The sequence below is a fragment of the Chryseobacterium sp. FW101-FHT12H09 genome, assembly GCF_058790395.1.
Genome location: NZ_JBYTCP010000003.1, coordinates 394,976 through 416,893, shown reverse-complemented (window position 1 = coordinate 416,893; position 21,918 = coordinate 394,976). Strand labels below are relative to the sequence as shown.

Annotated in this window: 23 protein-coding genes; 11 read left to right on the top strand and 12 right to left on the bottom strand. The window is 34.6% G+C overall.

All coding sequences use genetic code 11. The features are described from left to right. Positions 1-445 precede the first annotated feature (445 nt). Positions 446-991, top strand: a complete 546-nt coding sequence (locus AC3WRL_RS12630; RefSeq protein WP_261512529.1) for a hypothetical protein — start codon at positions 446-448, stop codon at positions 989-991. A 98-nt stretch (positions 992-1,089) separates the two neighbouring features. Here the strand turns inward: AC3WRL_RS12630 and AC3WRL_RS12625 are convergent, their stop codons facing one another. The 4 genes from AC3WRL_RS12625 to AC3WRL_RS12610 form a co-directional block, all read right to left on the bottom strand. Continuing rightward, positions 1,090-1,740, bottom strand: a complete 651-nt coding sequence (locus tag AC3WRL_RS12625; RefSeq protein ID WP_214831408.1) for an HD domain-containing protein — start codon at positions 1,738-1,740, stop codon at positions 1,090-1,092. A gap of 79 nt (positions 1,741-1,819) precedes the next feature. Continuing rightward, positions 1,820-2,209 carry a hypothetical protein gene (locus AC3WRL_RS12620; RefSeq protein ID WP_492330421.1) on the bottom strand — a complete coding sequence of 130 codons (390 nt, stop codon included), beginning with the start codon at positions 2,207-2,209 and terminating at the stop codon, positions 1,820-1,822. A gap of 288 nt (positions 2,210-2,497) precedes the next feature. After that, positions 2,498-2,857 carry a helix-turn-helix domain-containing protein gene (locus AC3WRL_RS12615; RefSeq protein ID WP_492330420.1) on the bottom strand — a complete coding sequence of 120 codons (360 nt, stop codon included), beginning with the start codon at positions 2,855-2,857 and terminating at the stop codon, positions 2,498-2,500. Positions 2,858-3,263: 406 nt separating this feature from the next. Next, positions 3,264-3,644 (bottom strand): VOC family protein, encoded by a 381-nt coding sequence (locus AC3WRL_RS12610; protein ID WP_492330419.1) that lies wholly within the window; start codon positions 3,642-3,644, stop codon positions 3,264-3,266. 255 nt (positions 3,645-3,899) lie between these two features. On the opposite strand from AC3WRL_RS12610, the gene AC3WRL_RS12605 reads away from it, so the two are divergent. From AC3WRL_RS12605 to AC3WRL_RS12585, 5 genes are all read left to right on the top strand, one after another. After that, positions 3,900-4,304, top strand: coding sequence for a GNAT family N-acetyltransferase (locus tag AC3WRL_RS12605; RefSeq protein WP_214831404.1), 405 nt, complete (start codon positions 3,900-3,902; stop codon positions 4,302-4,304). A 241-nt stretch (positions 4,305-4,545) separates the two neighbouring features. Next, positions 4,546-5,628 (top strand): pentapeptide repeat-containing protein, encoded by a 1,083-nt coding sequence (locus AC3WRL_RS12600; RefSeq protein WP_492330418.1) that lies wholly within the window; start codon positions 4,546-4,548, stop codon positions 5,626-5,628. 10 nt (positions 5,629-5,638) lie between these two features. Then, entirely contained in the window at positions 5,639-6,406 is a 768-nt protein-coding gene (locus AC3WRL_RS12595; protein ID WP_214831402.1) for an ABC transporter ATP-binding protein, read from the top strand. Between the two features lie 42 nt (positions 6,407-6,448). Next, positions 6,449-7,174, top strand: coding sequence for an ABC transporter permease (locus AC3WRL_RS12590; RefSeq protein ID WP_492330417.1), 726 nt, complete (start codon positions 6,449-6,451; stop codon positions 7,172-7,174). Positions 7,175-7,313: 139 nt separating this feature from the next. Further along, entirely contained in the window at positions 7,314-9,269 is a 1,956-nt protein-coding gene (locus AC3WRL_RS12585) for a KUP/HAK/KT family potassium transporter (RefSeq protein WP_214831401.1), read from the top strand. A 117-nt stretch (positions 9,270-9,386) separates the two neighbouring features. Here the strand turns inward: AC3WRL_RS12585 and AC3WRL_RS12580 are convergent, their stop codons facing one another. Continuing rightward, entirely contained in the window at positions 9,387-9,881 is a 495-nt protein-coding gene (locus AC3WRL_RS12580; protein WP_492330416.1) for a GNAT family N-acetyltransferase, read from the bottom strand. Between the two features lie 44 nt (positions 9,882-9,925). Further along, positions 9,926-10,402 carry a nuclear transport factor 2 family protein gene (locus AC3WRL_RS12575; RefSeq protein ID WP_492330415.1) on the bottom strand — a complete coding sequence of 159 codons (477 nt, stop codon included), beginning with the start codon at positions 10,400-10,402 and terminating at the stop codon, positions 9,926-9,928. Positions 10,403-10,572: 170 nt separating this feature from the next. On the opposite strand from AC3WRL_RS12575, the gene AC3WRL_RS12570 reads away from it, so the two are divergent. The 3 genes from AC3WRL_RS12570 (at position 10,573) to AC3WRL_RS12560 (ending at position 13,848) form a co-directional block, all read left to right on the top strand. Continuing rightward, the gene (locus AC3WRL_RS12570) at positions 10,573-12,234 is read left to right on the top strand and encodes an FAD-binding dehydrogenase (RefSeq protein ID WP_214831398.1); all 1,662 of its coding nucleotides are present in this window, start codon (positions 10,573-10,575) and stop codon (positions 12,232-12,234) included. A gap of 23 nt (positions 12,235-12,257) precedes the next feature. Next, complete coding sequence (locus AC3WRL_RS12565; protein WP_492330414.1) at positions 12,258-13,058, top strand: SDR family oxidoreductase; 801 nt, start codon at positions 12,258-12,260, stop codon at positions 13,056-13,058. Positions 13,059-13,251: 193 nt separating this feature from the next. Then, the gene (locus AC3WRL_RS12560) at positions 13,252-13,848 is read left to right on the top strand and encodes a Crp/Fnr family transcriptional regulator (RefSeq protein ID WP_214831396.1); all 597 of its coding nucleotides are present in this window, start codon (positions 13,252-13,254) and stop codon (positions 13,846-13,848) included. Positions 13,849-13,968: 120 nt separating this feature from the next. Here the strand turns inward: AC3WRL_RS12560 and AC3WRL_RS12555 are convergent, their stop codons facing one another. Beyond that, complete coding sequence (locus tag AC3WRL_RS12555; RefSeq protein WP_492330413.1) at positions 13,969-14,814, bottom strand: helix-turn-helix domain-containing protein; 846 nt, start codon at positions 14,812-14,814, stop codon at positions 13,969-13,971. An 83-nt stretch (positions 14,815-14,897) separates the two neighbouring features. On the opposite strand from AC3WRL_RS12555, the gene AC3WRL_RS12550 reads away from it, so the two are divergent. Together AC3WRL_RS12550 and AC3WRL_RS12545 are read left to right on the top strand one after the other, a co-directional pair. Then, positions 14,898-16,295 carry an MFS transporter gene (locus tag AC3WRL_RS12550; RefSeq protein ID WP_492330412.1) on the top strand — a complete coding sequence of 466 codons (1,398 nt, stop codon included), beginning with the start codon at positions 14,898-14,900 and terminating at the stop codon, positions 16,293-16,295. Next, positions 16,277-16,669 carry a hypothetical protein gene (locus tag AC3WRL_RS12545; RefSeq protein ID WP_214831393.1) on the top strand — a complete coding sequence of 131 codons (393 nt, stop codon included), beginning with the start codon at positions 16,277-16,279 and terminating at the stop codon, positions 16,667-16,669. The genes AC3WRL_RS12550 and AC3WRL_RS12545 overlap by 19 nt, the downstream gene beginning before the upstream one ends. 269 nt (positions 16,670-16,938) lie before the next feature. On the opposite strand, the gene AC3WRL_RS12540 is transcribed toward AC3WRL_RS12545, so the two are convergent. From AC3WRL_RS12540 to AC3WRL_RS12520, 5 genes are all read right to left on the bottom strand, one after another. After that, positions 16,939-17,463, bottom strand: coding sequence for an SRPBCC family protein (locus tag AC3WRL_RS12540; protein ID WP_214831392.1), 525 nt, complete (start codon positions 17,461-17,463; stop codon positions 16,939-16,941). A 461-nt stretch (positions 17,464-17,924) separates the two neighbouring features. Next, complete coding sequence (locus AC3WRL_RS12535) at positions 17,925-18,326, bottom strand: hypothetical protein (protein ID WP_492330411.1); 402 nt, start codon at positions 18,324-18,326, stop codon at positions 17,925-17,927. Between the two features lie 54 nt (positions 18,327-18,380). Beyond that, positions 18,381-19,127, bottom strand: a complete 747-nt coding sequence (locus tag AC3WRL_RS12530) for a LytR/AlgR family response regulator transcription factor (protein WP_492330410.1) — start codon at positions 19,125-19,127, stop codon at positions 18,381-18,383. Positions 19,128-19,130: 3 nt separating this feature from the next. Next, the gene (locus tag AC3WRL_RS12525) at positions 19,131-20,189 is read right to left on the bottom strand and encodes a sensor histidine kinase (protein WP_261512507.1); all 1,059 of its coding nucleotides are present in this window, start codon (positions 20,187-20,189) and stop codon (positions 19,131-19,133) included. A 511-nt stretch (positions 20,190-20,700) separates the two neighbouring features. Next, positions 20,701-21,906: an MFS transporter gene (locus AC3WRL_RS12520; RefSeq protein WP_492330409.1), complete on the bottom strand. Its 1,206-nt coding sequence runs from the start codon at positions 21,904-21,906 to the stop codon at positions 20,701-20,703. Between the last annotated feature and the right edge of the window lie 12 nt (positions 21,907-21,918).

Sequence of the window (21,918 nt, the reverse complement as noted above, 5' to 3'; positions counted from 1 at the left end):
AAATATTATTTACTTGTGTTTTTTTAATATTTTTTTTTATGTTAAATAATTTGTGTACAGTTGTTTATACGATCCCTTATTTGTGAATTGTTTTAGAACGTATTTTAAAATAATTCAGCTATAAAAAATAATAAGATATTCAAAATGTAAGAAGACACAATGAAATACTAGTGAAAGATTTCTTATTAAGAATTGAAACGGTTGGTGAGATTGTGTAAAAAATTATCACTTCTATAATTCATTTTAAAATAATTTAATAAAAAGAATGTTTAAATTCTTTATCATTTAAAATTTGTTAATATTGATTGTTTTATTACACTAATAAGTGATATAATTTTTGTAAGAAATGTAATGTTAATAGTATTTATATGGTATTTATTAATCACTAATTAAAGAATTTTTGTATATTTGTCAAAACTTTAACGTTAAATAATTAAACAGTTTTATGAGAAATTTTTTCAGAATGTCAGCGTTGACATTAACGGTATTTTTAACTTTCACAAGCTGCTCATCTGATACAGATATGCAAAATGATGAAAACATGAATGTAGTGGCAGCAAAAGCAAGAACACAGAATGGAGAGGCTAAGTTTGAAATGCCTAACATAATTCAAGCTTACTACAGTGACTCTAGAATGCAACATTATTATACCATTCAGGATCACCCGTTTCCTGCATCCTATTTTAAAGAGAGAGTTTTAGGAGCTGTAGGTCCTGTAGTAACCAGTAACCCTTATATTACAATTTGGCATAATACAAACACCGGGGATTCTTATATTAGTGGAATTGTTGATGAATTGCAAGAAGCAAACGGTTGGAGGAAAATTAAAATGTTAGGTGCACCTATCAATTTAAATGGAACTAACATTCCGGTATACGAATATTTCAATACTAAAAGAGGATCACATTTCTATACAACCAGTTTTAATGAATTGGGATATGGAAATGACACGTGGAAATATCATGGGCCAAGATTCTATGTAACCCCTTAATCATCTTTGATAAAATTTTTTTAGGTATAAAGAGGCTGCTCACTGTGAACAGCCTCTTTTTTAAATTATATTACAGACCTGAGTTTGAAAATTGTATATTATTCCTCCCAGGGAGATTGCCAGATGGCATCACAAAAATTGGGGCTTTTAAAACCTGGGATCATACAGGTACAGATATCAGCATTCATGTTGCCGTAGGTCGTGTGTGGTTTATGTCTGAACCCTTCAAAAAAAGTGGGTATAATTGTTTTCTTAAAATTGGTGCGTGGGAAATAACTTGTAATTTCCTTTCGAATAGTATCCGATAGTTGATCATATCCTTTTCCTACCACATCCAGTGCAACCCCGGAGTTTAGTAATACCGCTTCAGCCTCTTTATATTCTACAATTCCTGGTGTAGTATGCAGTGCAATGGCATCCCAAACCAATTGTAAGGTCTGATCTGATAAGCCATGTCCCCTCAGAAAATTACGTGCTGCATCGGCTCCGTCCACTTCAAAACGTTTATTAGGACTGCTGTAATGTGGCGTAAGTCCCAGGTCATGAAAAACAGAACAGATATATAAAAGCTCCGGATCATAAACCAGCTTTCTTTGGTCGCCATTCAATGAGGCAAAAATAAACGTCCTCAGTGAATGATTATAAAGGAATTCTGAACCGTGTTCAATTAAAAGTTCAGTAGCCTGTTTGGCTAAACTGCTATCAGGGATAGATATACCCGCGACGAGTTTTGGAGTATGTAATGCCATTGTATTAATTTCTTGAAACAAATTTATATACTTAGATTTTATACCTTCTTAAACTGGTTTAAGAAACTTATGAGGCCTCTTATTTACGCATCATATTATGCTTTTTAAATACATCGGTTAAAGAAAGTTTATCCTTACTGTAAATATGAAGGGTTCTTTGAAACCCATTTTTTTCGTCTTCTGTTTCCCAAAATACACTGTTTCTTAAATCTGGAATATTAGCCTCCGGTAGACATTGCTTAATCATTGGAAGCAATTTTTCTACAGAAGTATCATAATAAGACCTCTTGATCTCCTTAGGGTTGTTATTGCGATTGAAGATTGCGCAAATCAATTTATTAATAAAGCCTTTCCTTGGTTCATATTTTACAGGTTGTGTAAAGAACATGTACAACTTGTATTTCCGGGTCGGAAATTCATGGGAAATGATGATGTCATCAAAAGAGGTTATATCAATCTTTTCCAACATGAAAGAGTTTTCAATAATTAAGTATTGATCTTTAAAATAAATGTTATTAAAATCCATAATAAATAACGAGTCAAATAAAGCCATCTCTATTAGATGAGCTCACTTCGTATTCCTTAAAGTTAAGAGAAAAACTGAATTTTGATTTTGTAAAAGGATTTAGAAATATTTGTAATCTTGTATTAGATTTTAACTCTACTATTCTTTAAATTTTCATTATTAATTTTCAAAAAAAAATACCGCTTCTAAAGTGGTATTTATATTTTTAAAAAAAAGGTACTGTTACCCTTATTAACCTTTCAATTTCTTATTTTCCTCCTTCAAAGCTTCATTTTGCTCCATCAATACTTTAATAAAACTTTGTAAGTTCTCTATGATAGAATTAGGAATAGTATAGTATTGGTTAAAGTTACCTGCGTTATCATTGAAAGTAGTACTGTCATTATTATTGACAATATTTGCAACAGCTTCTTCTTTAATATCTTCAACAGGAACCTCTAAGAACTTTGCTAATTTTTCCCATTCATCATCGTATATTCTTACCTCACCTCTTTCTTTGCGTGAATAATTGGAAGGATCAGTGGCAATTGCATTAGCCATTTTTTCCTGTGATATTCCTCTTTGTTTTCTTAAACTTCTTAGCTTTTCCATAACCAAAATATATATGTGTTTTTACAAATATATGACAAATATGAGTCAAATTTAAAAAAAGGATTTTAAAAAAGGAGACTGTCGAAATCTTTTATTTAAAGGTTTTTGGGCTAGTCGTTTTTATAAACAAAGTCTTCTGGTAGAAAGGGATTATTATATTTATAGCTCACAAAAAAATCCCCAACCGAAGTTGAGGATTAAAAACTAATAACCATGAAAACTCAAAATATGAGCTTACGTGTATAGTAAACGGAGTAAATATAACATTATTATGTCTGAACATAATAAAAATTAAAAACCCTTTATTAATAGGAGTTTAGAGCTGTTATTTATTTAGATATAGCAAAAGATATAACGAAAACTAAGTCGTAATTTGCTGTTTATTATGCTTTATAAGTTTAAATACCTATTCATTGGGTTCCTGAAGTTCGCAGACAATTTCTATAAGTATATTCTGATGCAGATAATAAAAACCAAAGACTTTTCTGATCCTTTGTGGTTCGTGTTCCAGAATAAAACCAGCGCTTGTTAACTGTTCAAATTTCGCCAGAACTTCCGCTTCATTTTTAAGATAAAACCCAATATGAAAGCTATCCGGGTAAGCGTTGTTTCCATTACGATTCATCTGTTGGCTCATCAGTACCAAGATAAAGCCATCTTCACCGGTTAATACGGAAAGGCTATCGTTTAACTTGCTGTCGGTACAGGTAAAATCCAGATAAGTTTCAAAAAAAGAACGCGCTGATGCTATATCTGGAACACTTAAATTAAGGTGATTAAGTTTCATTTTTTAATGATTGGTGGAAAATTATTTATACGTATTATTTTCAAAAACAAATATAAATCAATATTAATCAATGTATTGTATGAAATTTATATTGTGTTTTGTATGCAGATGATTTATATATTTTATGTTTAATTTAGATACTTATTTTAACTAATGATCTTAATTGATTTTACATATCTGACGTTAGAAATACCATGATAAAAAACAAAGACATCAATTTTAAAGAATAAATATGAATAAAAAAATATATGAACCATGGAAATAAAATACAGTACAGATAAAATACCAACCGCTGATCAGGTTATTGAACTTTATGATAATGCGGGGCTGCCTCGCCCAACGAATGATAAAGAAAGGATTCAAAAGATGCTCAACAATTCAGATCTCATTGTTACAGCTTGGCATAATGATCTGTTGGTAGGGGTTTCGCGATCTATTACAGATTGGGTTTGGTGCTGCTATCTTTCCGATCTTGCCATTAGAGGTGAATATCAAAAAGAAGGTGTTGGAAGAAAACTGATCAATTTAACGAAAGAAAAAGTGGGTGAGCAATCGATGGTATTGCTTTTATCAGTGCCAACCGCGATGGAGTATTATCCAAAAGTAGGATTCGTAAAACAGGAAAGCAGTTTTATAATGCACAGGGCAGAATGGAAGTAATATAAATTGATATTAAAAAAAGACAGGATAGCAGAAAAAATAGATCATTAGTTTTTTAAAGAAAATGTATCTATTCAGGTCTTATGAAGAGCAAATTCATCGAAATAACTCAATAGACCACTCACAGTGGTGGATTACAACTAAAAGTAGCGTAAATACAACTATAAGTTTCTGTATTTTTTTGATTCTGGAAATAGGCCCCAATACCTTTGTAGTGTCGAAAAAATAAATAAATACGATCATGTTAAATACTAAAATCATTGGCAATAAAATTGTCGAGGCACGAAAGAAAATTAATATCTCACAAGCTCAGCTTGCCCAGCGTTTATTCATAAGCTCACAGGCTGTTGGAAAATGGGAGCGTGGTGAATCAATGCCCGATATCACTACTTTTATCCGTCTTGCGGAAATTCTGGGTGTTGATCTTAATTATTTTTCAGATAATTTTCAGTCAGCAATCCCGGAGGAAACCCCGACTGAACCTTTAGCTGAAAAAAATGAAGAACCTTTATCCGGAAAAGATGAGAAAAAGCCCAGTTGGAATATGTCAAACGGAAGTTGGATAGATGCAGATTTTTCGGGGTTAAATAATCTTCATGACAAATTCAGTTCGTCCGATATACAGAAATGTAAGTTTATTGGGTCGGATATATCAGGTCTTATCCTAAAAGGGAATAATGTTGATCAATGTGATTTTTCAGATTCCAACATTAGCGGAAGCAAGATTCAGAACTCCAACTTAGTCAATAATATATTTAAAGGCTGCTCCCTGAAAGAAACTGAATTTTCAAAAAGCTACATCAAAAGCTGTGACTTCTTTGGCGCCAATCTTACTGGAATTAATTTTCTTAAAAGAAATCATGTTGACCGGTGCGACTTTTCAACATCTGATATGAGCAGCAGTCATATTCTGGGCTCCAGCCTTGCTAATAATCAGTTTATTGAGTGTTCACTGAAAGATGCTGAATTTTTAGAAAGCCATACCAAAGGTTGTGATTTTTCCGAAGCTGATTTCTCAGGCGTGAAATTTAAATCCGGGGCTTTCATCAATAATACCGTTGAAGGTGCAGTATGGAATAGGACCTCTTTTATTGGGATACAGATTGAAGATATTGTTTTCGATGGTAGACTGGAGGATTGTTATTTTGAAAATTCTGATTTTAAAAGGGTTACATTTCAGAATTCAACACTTATAAATACCTTTTTTAAAAATAATAATCTGAAAAAGATACAGTTTATTGACTGTCACGCAGATCGAATGACCTATGAATTCCTGAAAAATGGAAAAGCTGATATGGCCGGTATCACTTTGTTAACATCATAATTAGGAAAATATGTTACAGAATGAAATTGCCATTTCGGTACAAGGGCTGAAAAAATCCTATAAGGATATCTCTGTATTAACAGGAGTAGATTTTGAAGTCAAAGCAGGCAGTATTTTCGCCTTACTTGGCTCCAATGGTGCAGGCAAGACAACAATTGTCAAAATACTGAGTACGCTGATAAAACAAGACAGCGGAAACGTGACTGTAAACGGATTCGATGTTTTATTAAAACCCAATAATGTACGACAATCAATTAGTCTGACAGGACAGTTTGCAGCTGTAGATGAGGTTTTAACAGGACGGGAAAATGTAGTTATGATTGCAAGGCTGCGACATCTTAATGATCCACACCAGGTTGCTGATGATCTGCTTAAACGCATTGGTTTATCTGATGCTGCCAACCGGAGGGCATCAACCTACTCAGGAGGGATGCGTCGTAGACTTGATATCGCTATGAGCCTTGTTGGAAAATCGCAGCTTGTCTTCCTTGATGAACCTACTTCCGGATTAGATCCTGAGGCTCGTATTGAAGTATGGAAGATTGTTAAAGAGCTTGCTGATGGTGGGACAACAATTTTTCTTACCACACAGTATTTGGATGAGGCTGAGCAGCTTGCAGATAGAATTGCCATTCTTCACGGAGGCAAAATCATTGTAAGTGGTACGCTAACGGAGCTTAAAAAACAGTTTCCGCCAGCAAGAGTAGAATATATTGAAAAACAGCCGACTCTGGAGGAAATATTTCTTGCAATCATCGGTAAAAAAAATGAAAACTAAATGGAAACAATAAAGAGTTATTTCTTCACTGACATGGTTATTATGTTCTGGCGTTCTATCCGTCATGTTTCCCGAAGCATGGATACCATTGTCACCGTTACCATCATGCCGATCGCACTTATGCTATTGTTCGTATATGTGCTAGGTGGTGCCATTCAAACAGGTACGGATAACTATGTAAATTATCTTTTACCCGGTATACTTCTGATTGCTGTTGCAAACAGTATAGGCTATGTATCTTTCCGTCTGTTTACCGATGTACAACGGGGAATATTCGAGCGATTTCACTCTATGCCAATTGCACGATCTGCTGCATTATGGGGTCATGTTCTGACTTCATTGGTATCCAATGTGATCTCAGTTGTTGTAGTGGTTCTAGTGGCCCTTATTATTGGTTTTCGTTCACCTGCAGGAATATTATCATGGCTCGCTGTGGCAGGGATACTTACTCTGTTTACATTGGCCTTAACTTGGGTAGCCGCCATTGCCGGACTGTCTGCAAAATCTGTAGATGGAGCCATTGCAATTGCTTATCCAATTCATTTTCTGCCATTGATAAGCTCTGCATTTGTACCGACAGAATCAATGCCATCTGTAGTTCGTGTCTTTGCAGAAAATCAACCTGTAACTTCAATAGTTGAAGCTATCCGCGCATTACTTTCAAACCAACCTGTGGGTAATGAGATATGGGTTGCTCTTGCATGGTGTATGGGAATTATGATCGTGGCTTATATTTTTGCAATGAGGGTTTATAAAAAAAGAGCATAACAGATTGATTATAAAATAAAACCATCACAAAAGCCTCATAGCAGTTAGCTGTGAGGCTTAATCTTTTTTTGAAGAAAAAAATATTACATCTTTGATAATTAGATTGTAAAATTTAACTTATTTTGCATTAAAACATCATATGACCGGACAGAATAGCTCAGATTTTCATAAGAAAATTACTCTTGCAGGATCATTAATAGCTATAGGTATTGTATTTGGAGACATTGGTACCTCACCATTATACACGCTAAATGCAGTTTTTCATCATAAAATTATTACTGAAGCCATTGCGCTTGGCAGCTTAAGCTGTATTTTTTGGACACTCGTTTTTCAAACTACAATAAAATATGTACTCATTACCCTGCAGGCTGATAATAAAGGCGAGGGCGGAATTTTCTCATTATATGCTTTGGTAAGAAGATATAGTGGCAAGTGGCTCGTTTTTATTGCAATGGCGGGAGGTGCTTTTTTAATGGCTGATGGGATTATTACCCCACCAATTTCAGTAGCTTCTGCAGTAGAGGGCGTTCAGGCTGTTATTCCGGGATTTAACACGGTTCCTGTGATCATAGGGATTTTAATTGTTTTATTTATTTTTCAACAATTTGGAACGGATAAAATAGGTAAAGTATTTGGTCCGGCAATGGTAATCTGGTTTGGATTTATCGGAGTTTTAGGGGCAATGGCATTAAGTGATAACTGGGGTGTTTTAAAGGCGTTAAATCCTTACTATGCCTATCAGATGCTGGTAAATGAACCGAAAGGGTTCTGGCTTTTGGGTAGTATCTTTCTATGTACTACAGGTGCTGAAGCATTATATAGCGACATGGGACATTGCGGAAGAAATAATATAAGAATAAGCTGGGTCTTTATAAAAATTGCTTTAATACTAAGTTATGCCGGACAAACAACGTGGTTACTCAATCATGTAGGTGAGGAAGTAGGAAACTTAAGTCCTTTTTATCATATTGTTCCACAATCTATTTTCTGGCTTGCTTTAGGAATTGCAACTTTAGCGACAATTATTGCTTCACAAGCCTTAATTAGTGGTTGCTTTACTTTGATCAACGAGGCAATCAGGTTAAATATCTGGCCTAAACATTTGGTGTTGTTTCCAAGTAATGTAAAAGGACAGTTATACATCCCTGCTATCAACTGGTTTCTGATGTGCGGATGTGTCGGTATGGTTTTACATTTCAAGGAAAGTACCAAAATGGAAGCCGCTTTTGGACTAAGTGTTACCCTTACAATGCTGATGAGTACTTTGCTGATCAATTCTTATTTAAGAATAAAAAGAGTTCCTTTAATTTTAAACATAATCATTACTGGGATCTTTTTAACAGTAGAAATGAGTTTCCTGATCGCCAATCTGCAAAAAGTAAAAGATGGTGGATGGATCACTTTAATAATAGGATTTTCATTATTTGCCATTATGTATGTTTGGTGGCGGGGAAAACAAATAAAATCGGATATTCAGTCTTTTGAAAAATTAGCGGACTATATTCCAACGCTTAACAAATTGAGTGTGGATGAAAATATACCGAAATATGCAACAAATCTCGTTTATCTTACTACCTCAAATTCTGAAAAGAAGATTGAAAAAACAATCATAGATTCAATATTAAAATTCGGACTGCCAAAACGAGCTGATATTTATTGGTTTGTGCATGTAAATATCCTGGACGAACCTTATGCACAGAAATATTCTGTTGATACTATTATAAAAAATGATGTCTATTATGTACAGTTTGATTTAGGATTCCGTGAAGAACCAAGGGTTGGTTACTATTTTAAACAGGTCGTGAATGATATGATAGAAAAAGAGGAAATAGATATTATTGATTCCCTGGAGCAGGCTTATCAGCAAAATAAAATAGGTGATTTTAAATTTATTCTGATGGATAGTTTCCTTTCTTATGATAACAGGATACCGTTTTGGAAGAATTTCATTATGAAAGCTTATTACAATTTGCGTTATCTGTCTGTAAAAGATCATATTAATTTTGGATTGGATAAAAGTCATTTGGAAGTGGAGCAGTACCCTTTAGTTGTGGTTCCTTTTATTCAAAATAAATTAGAAAGAAAAGAAGTTTGATAAAACTAAAATCACCACTAATCCTATAGTACACTGAAAGTAATAAATTTCTATTGCTTCACTTGGGCTTTCCAAAAAATAGGCGGAAAGTATTTTGCTGAATTTCTAAAAATGGTGTTAAAATTGATTTTTATAATACCTCATAACGATATGGTGGTTACTTTCCTTACTTTTGTGAGCCTCAATGACTTCGTTAAATCCGAATTTCTTATATAGCTGATAGGCTTTTACATTGTTATGAGTTACTTCCAAAATAATTTCAATGGCATCAAATCGGATTTCAGCTTCATTCACTACTTCCTGAATCAATCTTAATCCAATATTTCTCCCCTGAAAATTTTCTTTAATATACATCTGATAGAGATGACCGGTATGATCTTTCTCTTTTACAAAAACACAAATTCCGACCAACTCCTGATCAGCAAAAGCTCCAACGACAAATCTTTCTGATAGTTGGTTTTCAATATCACTTTCCATTCGGAATTTCTCAGTTTGTAAGGCCTCTTCATATTTAGCTCCAAAGGCTTCCGGAAATTTTTCCAGACTTTCTAATCGAATGGTTCTGTATATTTTGCTTTCATAAGGTAAAAGGGTTCGATATTCAATGTTCATGGGAATCTTCAATTAAGAAACGGATTGCAAATGTACAAGATTATTTAATGGCCATAGCTTATGACTCTTGAGATTTTCCAACCATCAGAGGTATTTTTCCAAACATGAACAAATTTGAACGTTCCACAATTGATAAGTATTCCATTCTCCAAACGGCAGAATTTATGTACTCCCGTCTGAACTGCTCCATAATCTTTGATTGGATAAACTTCTATAGAACCTGGTTCGAGAACTCTTCTGGTATAACCATAGTTTTCAGCAACTCTTTTGAAATTATCAATAGTTTCTTTATATCCTGCCAAGCCTCCTACATCGTGAAAAAATTCGAGATCTTCTGTAAAGAAAGTTTTTAGCTTTTCAATGTTTCCGGAATTAGCTGCACTAAAAAGTAGACTGTCTTTCTTCAAAATGGTCTGATATAGCTCTTTAGAAACTGGTATATATGTTTTTGATTGTGAGAAAGCTGTCGACCACATTAAGCAACTAAGGATCGTTAATAACTGAATCGTTAATGTTCTCATGGTAGTTCTTATTTGATGAAAGATAATCTTTTTTAAGATATTACTAAATATCATATTTAATACATACTAAATTTTGAAAGAATTTAAACGAAAGATCGGTATATCAGTTTATTATAATTTTAAAAACGATTATCTTAGTTTACAGAAATCTAGACTGATAAAGAAAACAAATGAACCAAGAATTTCAACCTGATGCAATTATCATCGGCTCCGGATTAGCAGGGCTTACCGCTGCTATGGAAATTACCAATGCCGGAAAAAAAGTATTGCTGATCGACCAGGAGACAGAACAGAACATCGGGGGTCAGGCATTCTGGTCTTTTGGTGGACTCTTCCTCATCAATTCACCCCAACAACGCAGGGTGGGAATTAAAGACTCTTATGAACTCGCAAGACAGGATTGGATGGGGACGGCAGGTTTTGACCGCGAGGAAGATTACTGGCCGAAGCAATGGGCGGAAGCTTATCTGAAGTTTGCGGCCACTGAAAAGTATGATTATATTTCTAAAATGGGAATTAAGCTGATGTTTATGGTGGGATGGGCAGAAAGAGGGGATGGATCGGCGGATGGTCATGGAAATTCAGTGCCACGTTTTCACGTTAGCTGGGGTACAGGTACTGGTGTCATAAAACCTTTTGTTGAAAAAGCTTATGAAGCAAAGGGAAAAGAACTGCTAGAGATGAAATTCAGGCACCGGGTTACTAATCTTATTATGGAAAATGGTAAGATAACAGGTGTTGAAGGTGATGTGTTGGAAAATGATAATAAAGAGAGAGGGCAAGCAACCAGTAGAACGGTTGTTTCACAATTTAAATATAATGCACCTCATGTTGTTATTGCCTCCGGAGGAATAGGGGCGAATCATGAGCTTGTGCGTAAAAACTGGCCGGAAAGATTAGGAAAAGCTCCTGAAAATATGGTATGTGGAGTACCTGCATATGTGGACGGAAAAATGATAGGGATTGCTGAAAATGCAGGATCTAATATCATCAACCGCGACAGGATGTGGCATTATACAGAAGGAATTCAAAACTGGAATCCTATTTGGCCGGATCATGGGATCAGGATTCTTCCCGGGCCATCATCCCTTTGGTTTGATGCAAAAGGAAACAGACTTCCGGCGCCTTTTTTGCCAGGATTCGATACTTTAGGAACTTTGAAATATATACAGGATACGGGCTTTTCCTACTCTTGGTTTATCCTGACACAGAAAATTATCAAAAAAGAATTTGCCCTTTCAGGATCAGAACAAAACCCGGATATTACCAATAAAGATTATATGCTCTTTTTAAAAAGGATTTTCGGTAAGAAAGCTCCCGGACCTGTGGAAGCTTTTAAAGAACACGGGAAAGATTTTATTGTTTCCGATAACCTGAAGGATCTTGTACAAAGGATGAATGAACTTTCAGGTGATCATCTTTTAGAATATGAAAAGATAAAATTGCAGATCGAAGCCAGAGACCGGGAACTGGATAATAAGTTTTCAAAAGACACACAGGTTAATTATATCCGGAGTACAAGAAAATATATCGGCGATAAGCTAGGAAGAGTTGCCACTCCACATAAAATATTAGATCCAGAGAATGGACCCCTGATTGCAGTAAGGCTAAATATCCTAACGCGAAAAACACTGGGTGGAATTCAGACAAATCTTAACGGGCAGGTTTTAAAAGAGGATGGAACGGTGCTTGAAGGATTATATGCTGCCGGAGAAGTAGCAGGATTTGGAGGTGGTGGCATGCATGGCTATCGTGCCCTGGAAGGGACATTTCTTGGTGGATGTCTGTTTTCTGGAATGACAGCCGGAAAATATATTGGTGGACGGAAATAAAAACTTAAAAATATAAGATCGGTATGGGTAATTATTTTGATGATAAAACAATCTGGATCACAGGAGCTTCATCTGGAATAGGAGAGGCACTCGTAACTGAATTGGCAAAAACGGCAGCAAGGATCATTCTTTCATCAAGAAAAGAGGAGCAGCTGGAGTTAATTGCACAAAAGATAGGATTGGCACAAAATCGTTATGTGATATTACCATTAGATCTTTATGATTATAAAAATATGCCTGCTATTGCCGCAAAAGCAATTGAAAAATTCGGAACCATTGATATCCTAATCAATAATGCAGGCTTATCACAACGTTCTTTAGCCATGGAAACTGATATTGAAGTGGACAAACATTTAATAGAGGTTGATTATATCGGAACAGTGGCACTTACTAAGGCGACGCTGCCCTATATGATCAAAAACGGTGGTGGACAAATTGTTGTAGTATCCAGTCTGATGGGAGTATTCGGAGCCCCAATGCGAAGTGGTTATTGTGGGGCAAAACATGCACTGCATGGTTTTTTTGATTCCCTGCGTGCTGAGCTGTATAAAGATAAAGTTCTTATCACGATTATCTGCCCTGGCTTTATACAAACCAATATTTCAATTAATGCGGTTACAGGAGACGGATCAGTACAGGGAACAATGGATGATGCCACTAAGAAAGGAATGCCTGTTGATGTTTTTGCAAGAAAGATGCTTAGTGCTATAGAAAAGAAAAAATATCAGTCAGCTATCGGAGGCAGGGAAGTTATGGGAGTTTTTCTTAAAAGATTTTTCCCCTCTTGGCTGGCGAAAATTACCCGTAAAGCAAAAGTGGTTTAGCTTTCTTTCAATTTAAATTAAATATCATTGAGATTAAACTGCTTTTTTTCTCTAATTATTAATTAAAATTAATATTTTAATGATGATTATTGCAATTATCTTTAAAAATTAATAAATATGGCTCGGTATTTGTACGGCAGTTAGTACCATTTTTACTAAGATATTCATCGCTTAACCTTAAAAAAGTTTTTATATGATAATCAGTGAAGATCAACTATTAGCTTACGGTGCAGACTACGAAGATTATGATATCAATCAAAGTATTTTTCATGAAGGAGGTCTGCCTAAATTCTATTTTCAGATTGTAGATGGTATTGTCGAATTAAACAATTACCATGAGGATGGAAAAGAATTTACACAAAATATTCTTTCCGCCGGTCAAAGTTTTGGTGAATCTTTATTGTTTAATGAAAAGCCTTATCCAATGAGTGCTGTTGCTAAAACCAAATGTAAAATATTGAAATTGTCAAAAGTTGATTTTTTCAATTTATTAAACCAAAACCAGGAACTGTCTTTAAATATGTTCAGATGCCTTGCCGACAGACTTTATTATAAATATATAATGCTCTTCAATATTTCGGCTACAGATCCTTCTTTTAAAATTAAAACCATAATAGAATATTTAAAAGGAGATACCTCTGACAATGGACCTTATTCTTTTCAGGTTCCACTTACCCGGAAACAAATTGCTAATCTGACTGGCCTACGGGTAGAAACCGTTATACGAACGGTTAAAAAAATGGAAAATGAAAAAACGTTAAAGATCGAACACGGTAAAATATACTATTAGTGCTAAAGAATTGAAACCATCAAAACCATGAATTCTATTACAATGTGAGAGCTTACTAGCTAGTATGAGAACAGCCTTAAACAACTTTACGGAAGTTTAAGGCTTTTTATTTTCTGTGTTTTAACTTTTTCTGTACTCTGAAGGACTTAATCCTCTGTATTTTTTAAATGTTTTAGACAGATGACTTTCATCATTGAAACTAAATTCAGCAGCAATTTCTTTTAATCTCATCGTACTGAATTTTAAGCGGGTGTCGACCAGTTTCAAACGATATTCAAGTAGATATGACTGATAGGCAACACCCACATTTTTTTTAAAAAATTCACCGAAATAAGTTTTAGAAAGGTCGAATTGTTGAGCGATAACAGTGACTTTTGTTTTCTCAGGATCTTTAATATGCTGTTGAACATAGCTAATGATTTTCATAACCAGGAATTCAGTGCTGTTTTCGTTTACTTCTTTAGTGTCGCTCAATATGAGATTCCGGGCTACAAGATTAAGAAGAATGGAAATGGATTGCCGGATAATGAGGTAATCTTTGTTGGATAGAGATCTGTATTCTCTCAGTATATTATAGATTAAAAGTGTAGCAAACTGGAGATCTTCATTATTGCGGAAAATGCAGCCGGCCTTGCTGTGATAATTATTAGAAATGTAATTCAGTTTATTCAGATTTTCACAGGTTTCAATACGGTCTGCCTCAGTTCTGATCTGGTCAATAAAATGAAGCGGACATTGAATGACAATTAAACTGGCCTTTTGAGCATAAAAATGATAAATCAACGAGGTATTCAATAGGAAAAATTTACCGGTTTTAAAGTAATAATGGTGTTCATCTACGTTTACAGATCCTTTTCCCGCTTTAACAAAAACTATGGTAAAGGACTGCCTGGAATTTACTGAAAATGTCTGATCATTAAGCTCTTTTTCCTGTACTGAAAATATATCGATTCCTTCTCTGCTCATGGTATTTAATCTTACATAATAAACCTTTAATTGTACAAATATACGTGTATTTATTATGGTTTCTTTGCTGTAAGAATTTTAGAATGGAATATAGTAAAGAAAGATGGCGGGCATTAGGTTTCCTTACGATGGGAGCTTTCCTTTCACCTCTTGATTATTTTATTGTCAACATTGCACTGCCTGCGATCCGAAATGATTTTAATGCAAGTAATGCTTCTTTACAAATGGTAATTGCTGCTTATGGATTAACGTATGCTGCATTAGTAGTTTGTGGCGGACGATTTGGTGATATTTTTGGAAGGAAAAAGATGTTTATTATAGGTCTCTATGTCTTTATGATTGCTTCAGCGGGATGTGCTTTTTCACCGACAATCTATTTTTTAATAGGGTTCAGGATTTTACAGGGAGTAGGTGCTGCAATGCTGGCTCCACAAGCATTGGCAAATATAAGAGTGATATTTCCCTCCACAGAACAGATTAAAGCAATCGGAATATTTGGTTCTGTTTTTGGTTTTGCTGCGATTATGGGACAGTTGCTTGGTGGGATACTCCTTAAACTTCAGCTTTTTGGATTTACGTGGCAGTCTGTATTCTTAATTAATATTCCTGTGGCTGTGATCTGTATTATTGGAGTGTCAAAGGTCCTTCAGGAAACCAGATCCGAGAAAAAAACAAATATAGATTTTATAGGAATTCTTCTTATTATTGGCGCCTTGTTATGTGTTATATATCCTCTGATAGAAGGAAATAATTCAGACTGGCCGATCTGGATTTTTATGATGATAATTTTAGGATTGCTGTTTTTTTATATTTTCATTAAATATGAATCCCGTTTGGAGCGATCAGGAAAAACGCCGTTAATCTATACAGGTCTTCTGAAGAACAAAACATTTAGTCTGGGTCTTTGTATTATTTTAATCTACAATTTTACGGCAGGACTTTTTATTTGTTATCCGTTCTATCTTCAAAAGTATTTATTGTGGTCTTCGCTAGATACAGCATTGGCGATTTTACCTTATGGAATAGGTTTTTTTGTGGCTCCATTAATCAGTACTAAAATAAATGCAAGCAGTATTAGCCTCACTAAAGCAGGTTTACTTTTGTTGATTATCGGGATATTCTTATCGGCTTTTATGTTCTATTGGGATGCCGAACCGGGACTTTGTGTTTATCTGGCATTATTGATAGCAGGATCAGGGCATGGAACAGTTATGCCTGCAATGCTCAAGAATGTGATGTCGGATATTGCTGCTAATGAAGCCGGACAGGCTTCAGGAGTTGTAAGCACTGCTATTCAGATAGGGAGTGTTCTTGGAGGTGCAGTTATTGGTTCACTTTTTTTCTCAATTGCAGAAACAACTCAGATGTCTGATGCGATTGTTATTGCTCTTTCTGCTATTGGAGGTTTTCAGATCCTGGGTTTGATCATCGCATTTAATTATTCGAAACAACATAAAAAGAAATGGATAAAAAAGATTTAGTAAAGAAAGAAATTTTGGATTTTCATGAGAAAATTGAAAATTGGTTCAAAGGAAATACACCGGATAAAGAAGCATTGCTGTCAGCTATGTTGAAGGATTTTCATCCTTATTTCCGAATGAAAGGGAGTAGGGGAAATGAACTGGATTATGAAGGTTTGGTAAATTGGTTACCTGATGCTTTTGGAAGGTTTTCAGAAATGGAGATTAAGGTTTCTGAGATTAATATTCAACTTTCAGGACAACATGCTTTGGCAGAATATGTAGAAAAACAAAATGCTGATGGAGAAATAAATACCAGAAAGGCATCTGCTGTATTTTTATTACATTCTGATAACAGCATCAGTTGGTATCATTTGCTGGAAGAATGGATATAAAATTAAGAAACGGGTTATTTAATAAGCAAAAATAAGAGTTGATAAAAAACCTCTCAGTTCTGAGAGGTCTCAACTTTTCCAGTTGTAAAACTAACAAGAAATCTTTTTTTAAATAAAACCTCCCGCGTGAACGAGAGGTTAATAAACTGTTGAGATTGTAATAACACAGGTTATTAGACTATAAAAGTACAAAATTTTAATTTTAAATTTTAGGATTACAATTACTAATAATATATTTATTAATTATTATCCCTTTTTAGATGAATTATTTATTTCTCAGCTTCAGTTTTTAAGTCTTTCAGCCATACTTGTAATGACTGTTCAAGATGGCTCTGGAACTTTTTGTGCATCATAGAAACCAGCCATCCTTCCATACTTTCATCCACAATTACTGTTGTATAATCACCATTGGGAACCAACATCCAGTTGTGGATTGCAAAAGCGCCGAAAGCGGGTCCGGACCATCCTATTTTTCGGTACGGAATTGTGGTATGTAAAGTTGATCGAATGGTAAGGCCACCACTTTTCCAGTCGAAGCTGTTGCCTTTTTGGAAAGGAACATTCATTACCGGATCCTGAATATCTTTATTCCAACTGGACCAGTGATTGACATCACTCATAATTTTATATATTTTTTCCGCAGAAGCATGAATGACGATCTGCTGTTGGGTTTTTACGGGTGCATTCCGGTTAATATCTTCCGTAACTTTATAATTACTGGTAAGCTCAAGGATACCAATTATGAGAACTAATGCAGCTACTAAAGCAAGAATACTTAAAAGAATCTTTTTCATGATGATATTTTTTTAGAATATTTTGATAAACAAATCTACCGATTTAGAGAGGATGTAAATTGTAAGAAAACGAAGTTATTCCTCGATTTTTTATAATATTTTTTGAATTAAAAGAAGCTCGTTTCTTAGTTGAAAAAATCCGAAGCCACTTTTGACTCCGGATAAAAACAATCTGAATTGTTCATAATAAACACGACTATTTCAATAATAAGATAGATTGATTTTTTAATAATTACAGGTTGTATTGGATATAATCAGCAGGCTTAACAGACTTCTGATATTTTCAAATCTATTTTTCGGGGATTGATATTTGATTATGACACATAGCTTTCCAATAGCTATATGACAAGCTATTAAAATGATGTTGAAATGATTGAAAAACAGATGAAATTTGCAGTTAACAGTAGAATATGATCTGCGACAGAAGTCAGAAAAGCTGCCTTAAATAAGTTTTAAAGATCCTATTTATATTTGATAAAAGTGGCCTGTATTTTTTTTACTTTCATATTGGTGGTGACAGATCCGCCACCATATGTATCGTTTTTGCTGCCTTTTTTTACATTTCCAAAATCGCTCTTAGAGCTTCCCGTAACTTCTTCTGTCAGTTTCATAATAACACCGTCAGCACCTCTGGCTTTTCCAAGCTCAATGGCTTTCTGCTGCATCTTATCCATAGAACTGAATCCCTGGTCTATTTCTGTTGTCCCCATAGTTTCGTGCTCTCTTTTTACATCTCCCGCAGCGAAATAAACATCTACGTTTTGAGTAGGAGCGTAGGTTTTTCCAAAGTAAGAGGGTGCACATGATGTTGCCACTGAAAGGGCTAAAATTCCAACGGATTGGATAAATAATGATTTTCGCATTTTTTTTGTTTATAATTTAATTGTTTGGTTTTTAAATATGTTTTGAAATAGATATTAATTATTAGGCTCTTGTTCACCTTCGTCTTTTTTATTGGTGATTACTTTGTTGAGCATTTGTCCCATAAAATTATCACGGTAGGTCTGGCCAATGGGAATCTGGTTTTTGGTAAACTCTAATTGTACCAGATTTCCATGGATCATCATGATAAAAGGAATGGCAATAATAAAGGATTTATGGATACGTAAAAAACGGTCACCGGGTAGTTTATTTTCTAGCCCGCCAATATTAAGAAGAGCCATTACCTGTTCTCCATCCTTAGTATGAAAGCAAACGTATTTTCCTTTTCCTTCGATATAAATAATATCCTGGATCTTGATCTTTAGCAATTTCCCTTTATATTCTGTTTTCACCATGATGAAATCATCTTCCATTTCTTTTTTAGGGGAAGAAATACCTTCTTGCACGCGCTGTACAGCCCTTAGAAATCTTGGAAAGAAAATGGGCTTCAGGAGATAATCTACAACGTTGTGATCAAATCCGTCAAGGGCATATTCTCTGAAAGCTGTCGTTAGTATAACCTTATACCTATCGTTCAGTAAGGGTAGAAATTCAACACCGGACATTCCCGGCATCTGGATATCCAGAAAAATAAGATCTACATCGGTTGTATTCAAAAGCTGTAGCGCTTCTGCCGGATTCATTGCGGAACCTACCAGCTTTAAAAAGGGGGTTTGTTCAATATGAAGGGTCAGTAATTCTATAGCGTGGGCTTCGTCATCTACAACAATACAATTGATCATGATCTAAAGATTTATGGTTATTTCATTTAAATAATAGTTCTCATCTTCTTTGATGGTAAACGAATGTTTGATACCATACATCAGTTCCAGTCGCTGTCGGACGTTACTTAATCCTATTCCTTTTGAAGGTTCTTTTGGTCCATTTTTCTTTTTATTGCTAACCAGGAAGTAGATTTTACTTTTGGTAGCTTCCAGCTCTATAGTTACCTTGTTTTTTTCATCATTTAGTTCCCCATGTTTAAAAGCATTTTCTACCAATGTAACGAAAGCTAAAGTGGGAACATAAGATACATAGGCATCATCTGTTTCAATATTTTCATGATATTTCACTTTCAGCATATGATTGAACCGGATCTGATTCATTTCTATTACTTTTTTCATATGGTCAATTTCCAATGCCAGAGGTACAGTTCCAAGTTCATCCCAATCGTCCAGGGCATAGCTCATAATTTCTGAAAGCAGGTGTACGGCATGAGCTGCTTCCGGGCTTGTTTTAATTGTTTTTGTATAAATAAAACTTAATGAATTAAAGAGAAAATGAGGATTGATCTGGTATTTTATAGCAGCCAGTTCAGCTTTCAATTTTTCCTTTTCAAGTTCTTCTTTATGTTTACGCATCTCATTGGAAGTTATTAAAGTGGCAAAGAAAACAGATATCATTATAATAACTACATCAAGCAATGCGGCAGTGAGAAAAAATACATTCGGTGTCACGTAGCCGGCGTCGGTGGGTTTTGAACCCTGGATATTAAAATTCCATACATATTCATAAGCAGTTAATGCGATGAAAAACAGGATCACCTGTAAAAGTATTTTTTTCCATTTCCTGGTTTTTATTAAAGGAATGGCCAGATGATAAATAAGGATATAATATACAATAGTGCCTTTAACAATAGTGTGGATAAAATTGATGTAAAGCATTTTGCCTGTTCCAAATTGTTTAAGGGTCGTCTCCAATCCCTGCAATCTGATCAGAAATAAAAATGCCGCCAGACTCCATAGCGTGTAAACCATCAGAATGATCAGTATCTGCTTCCATTGTTTTCTGACGAACGTTATCATTTTTATACTTTATTTTTAGTTTTTTATAATTTAATGGGAATAGGTAAAAAGAAAAATAAATTTCTGCTATACCTATTAAAATTACAATAATTTGCAATATTAGTTTATATGCTGTTTACAATAAGAATATTATTCATCAACGAATCTATTACCGGTGTCAACAATAGAATTAGGGTAATAAGAAATAGAAAAGCTGCCAGACTCCATACTGCAAAAATGACTAGAGTAACTAATATCTGCTTCCATTGTTTTCTGACGAATGCTATTATTTTTGACACCTTGTTTTAAACTTTTTATCATTTTTATTTTAATTAAAATAGAAAAATAAATTTCCCGTATTCGCCATAAAAATCATAGTAATCCTATATTGACAGTGCAATATTAGTTCAGATATAGCTTATAATGAAAGTATTATCCACCAACAATTGGATTGCAGGCACCAACAATTGGATTGTAGTAATTTGTAAAATTACATCTTAAATAAAGGAGGTATAAAATAAAAAAGCAGAGATCAATTCTCTGCTTTTTCTTTTTTTAAGGTGTGATTCATGGTAAGTATAATACCAAAAAGGATCAGAGCAATAATTAAATACCGCCAGGAGAGATCTTTTTGTAAGGAAACAGTTCCGCTTACTGAGATAATAAAACTTGTAACAGAGGTGATGATGTAAACCAGTCCACCCATTAGTCCGCCCGCTGTACCTGCATTCTTGGGGAAGTATAACATACTTGTCGTAAAAAAGGAGGTAAATAAGATTCCCGAACAAATATGAATGAAAAAGGCGAATGGAATCATGATATATAAGCTTTCTGTAAAGTAGCTTACCGTGATTAATCCTGTAATAAGCATTAACTGTAAAATAATAGGCTGTAGTATTCTTGATTTAAAGCCTAATGAAACCCGTTTCTTTCCGATAAAACCACCAATCATCCATGAGAACCCTAAGATTAGTGTACAATATCCAATGACAACAGGAGTAAAGTGAAAAGTATTTTCAATAATAAAAGGGCCTGTAATATTGAATAACATGACAATAGAATAACTTAGCCCCAGAATAATAATTCCCAGCATAAAAATGCGGTTTTTCAACATCATCTTATAAAGGTTGATATTTTCTGAAAGATTCAGTTTCTTTTTCTCAGGCAGACTTTCCTCACTGAAAAACCATTCAAATAAGAATATAGCCCCAGCATAAAAAGCAAGGAAATAAAAGTTCGCATGCCAGTTAAATAATTTTTCAAGATAACCACCAAGGAAAGGTGCTAAAATAGGCCCAAGTGACCATACGATAGTAAAATAACTCAGATAATGTTTTACTTTTTCTGCATCGTAAATATCTACGAAAATAGCACGGGTGGCAACAACCATTACAGAAACAGCTATTCCCTGAAGAACACGAAGCAGGCATATCAGTAAAATACTATTGGTCATGGTGATTAAAAAGCTCGTTACTACCAATAGAAGTAGTGCTGCCAGTTTTGGACGGTAGCGTCCAATACTATCCAGAATTCCACCTACAAATAATTGAGAAATTCCATAGCTAAGCAAATAGGAGGTAAGGGTAATCTGGATGTCTTTTTCCGAAACTTGCATTCCCTTGGCCATTGATGGAAAAGACGGTAAATAGATATCTGTAACAAACCCTGATAATGGGATTGATATGAAGGCCATAATAGTGATTAATCTGATGCGTTGTTCAGATGCTTCTCTCAACATAGTTCATTCTTT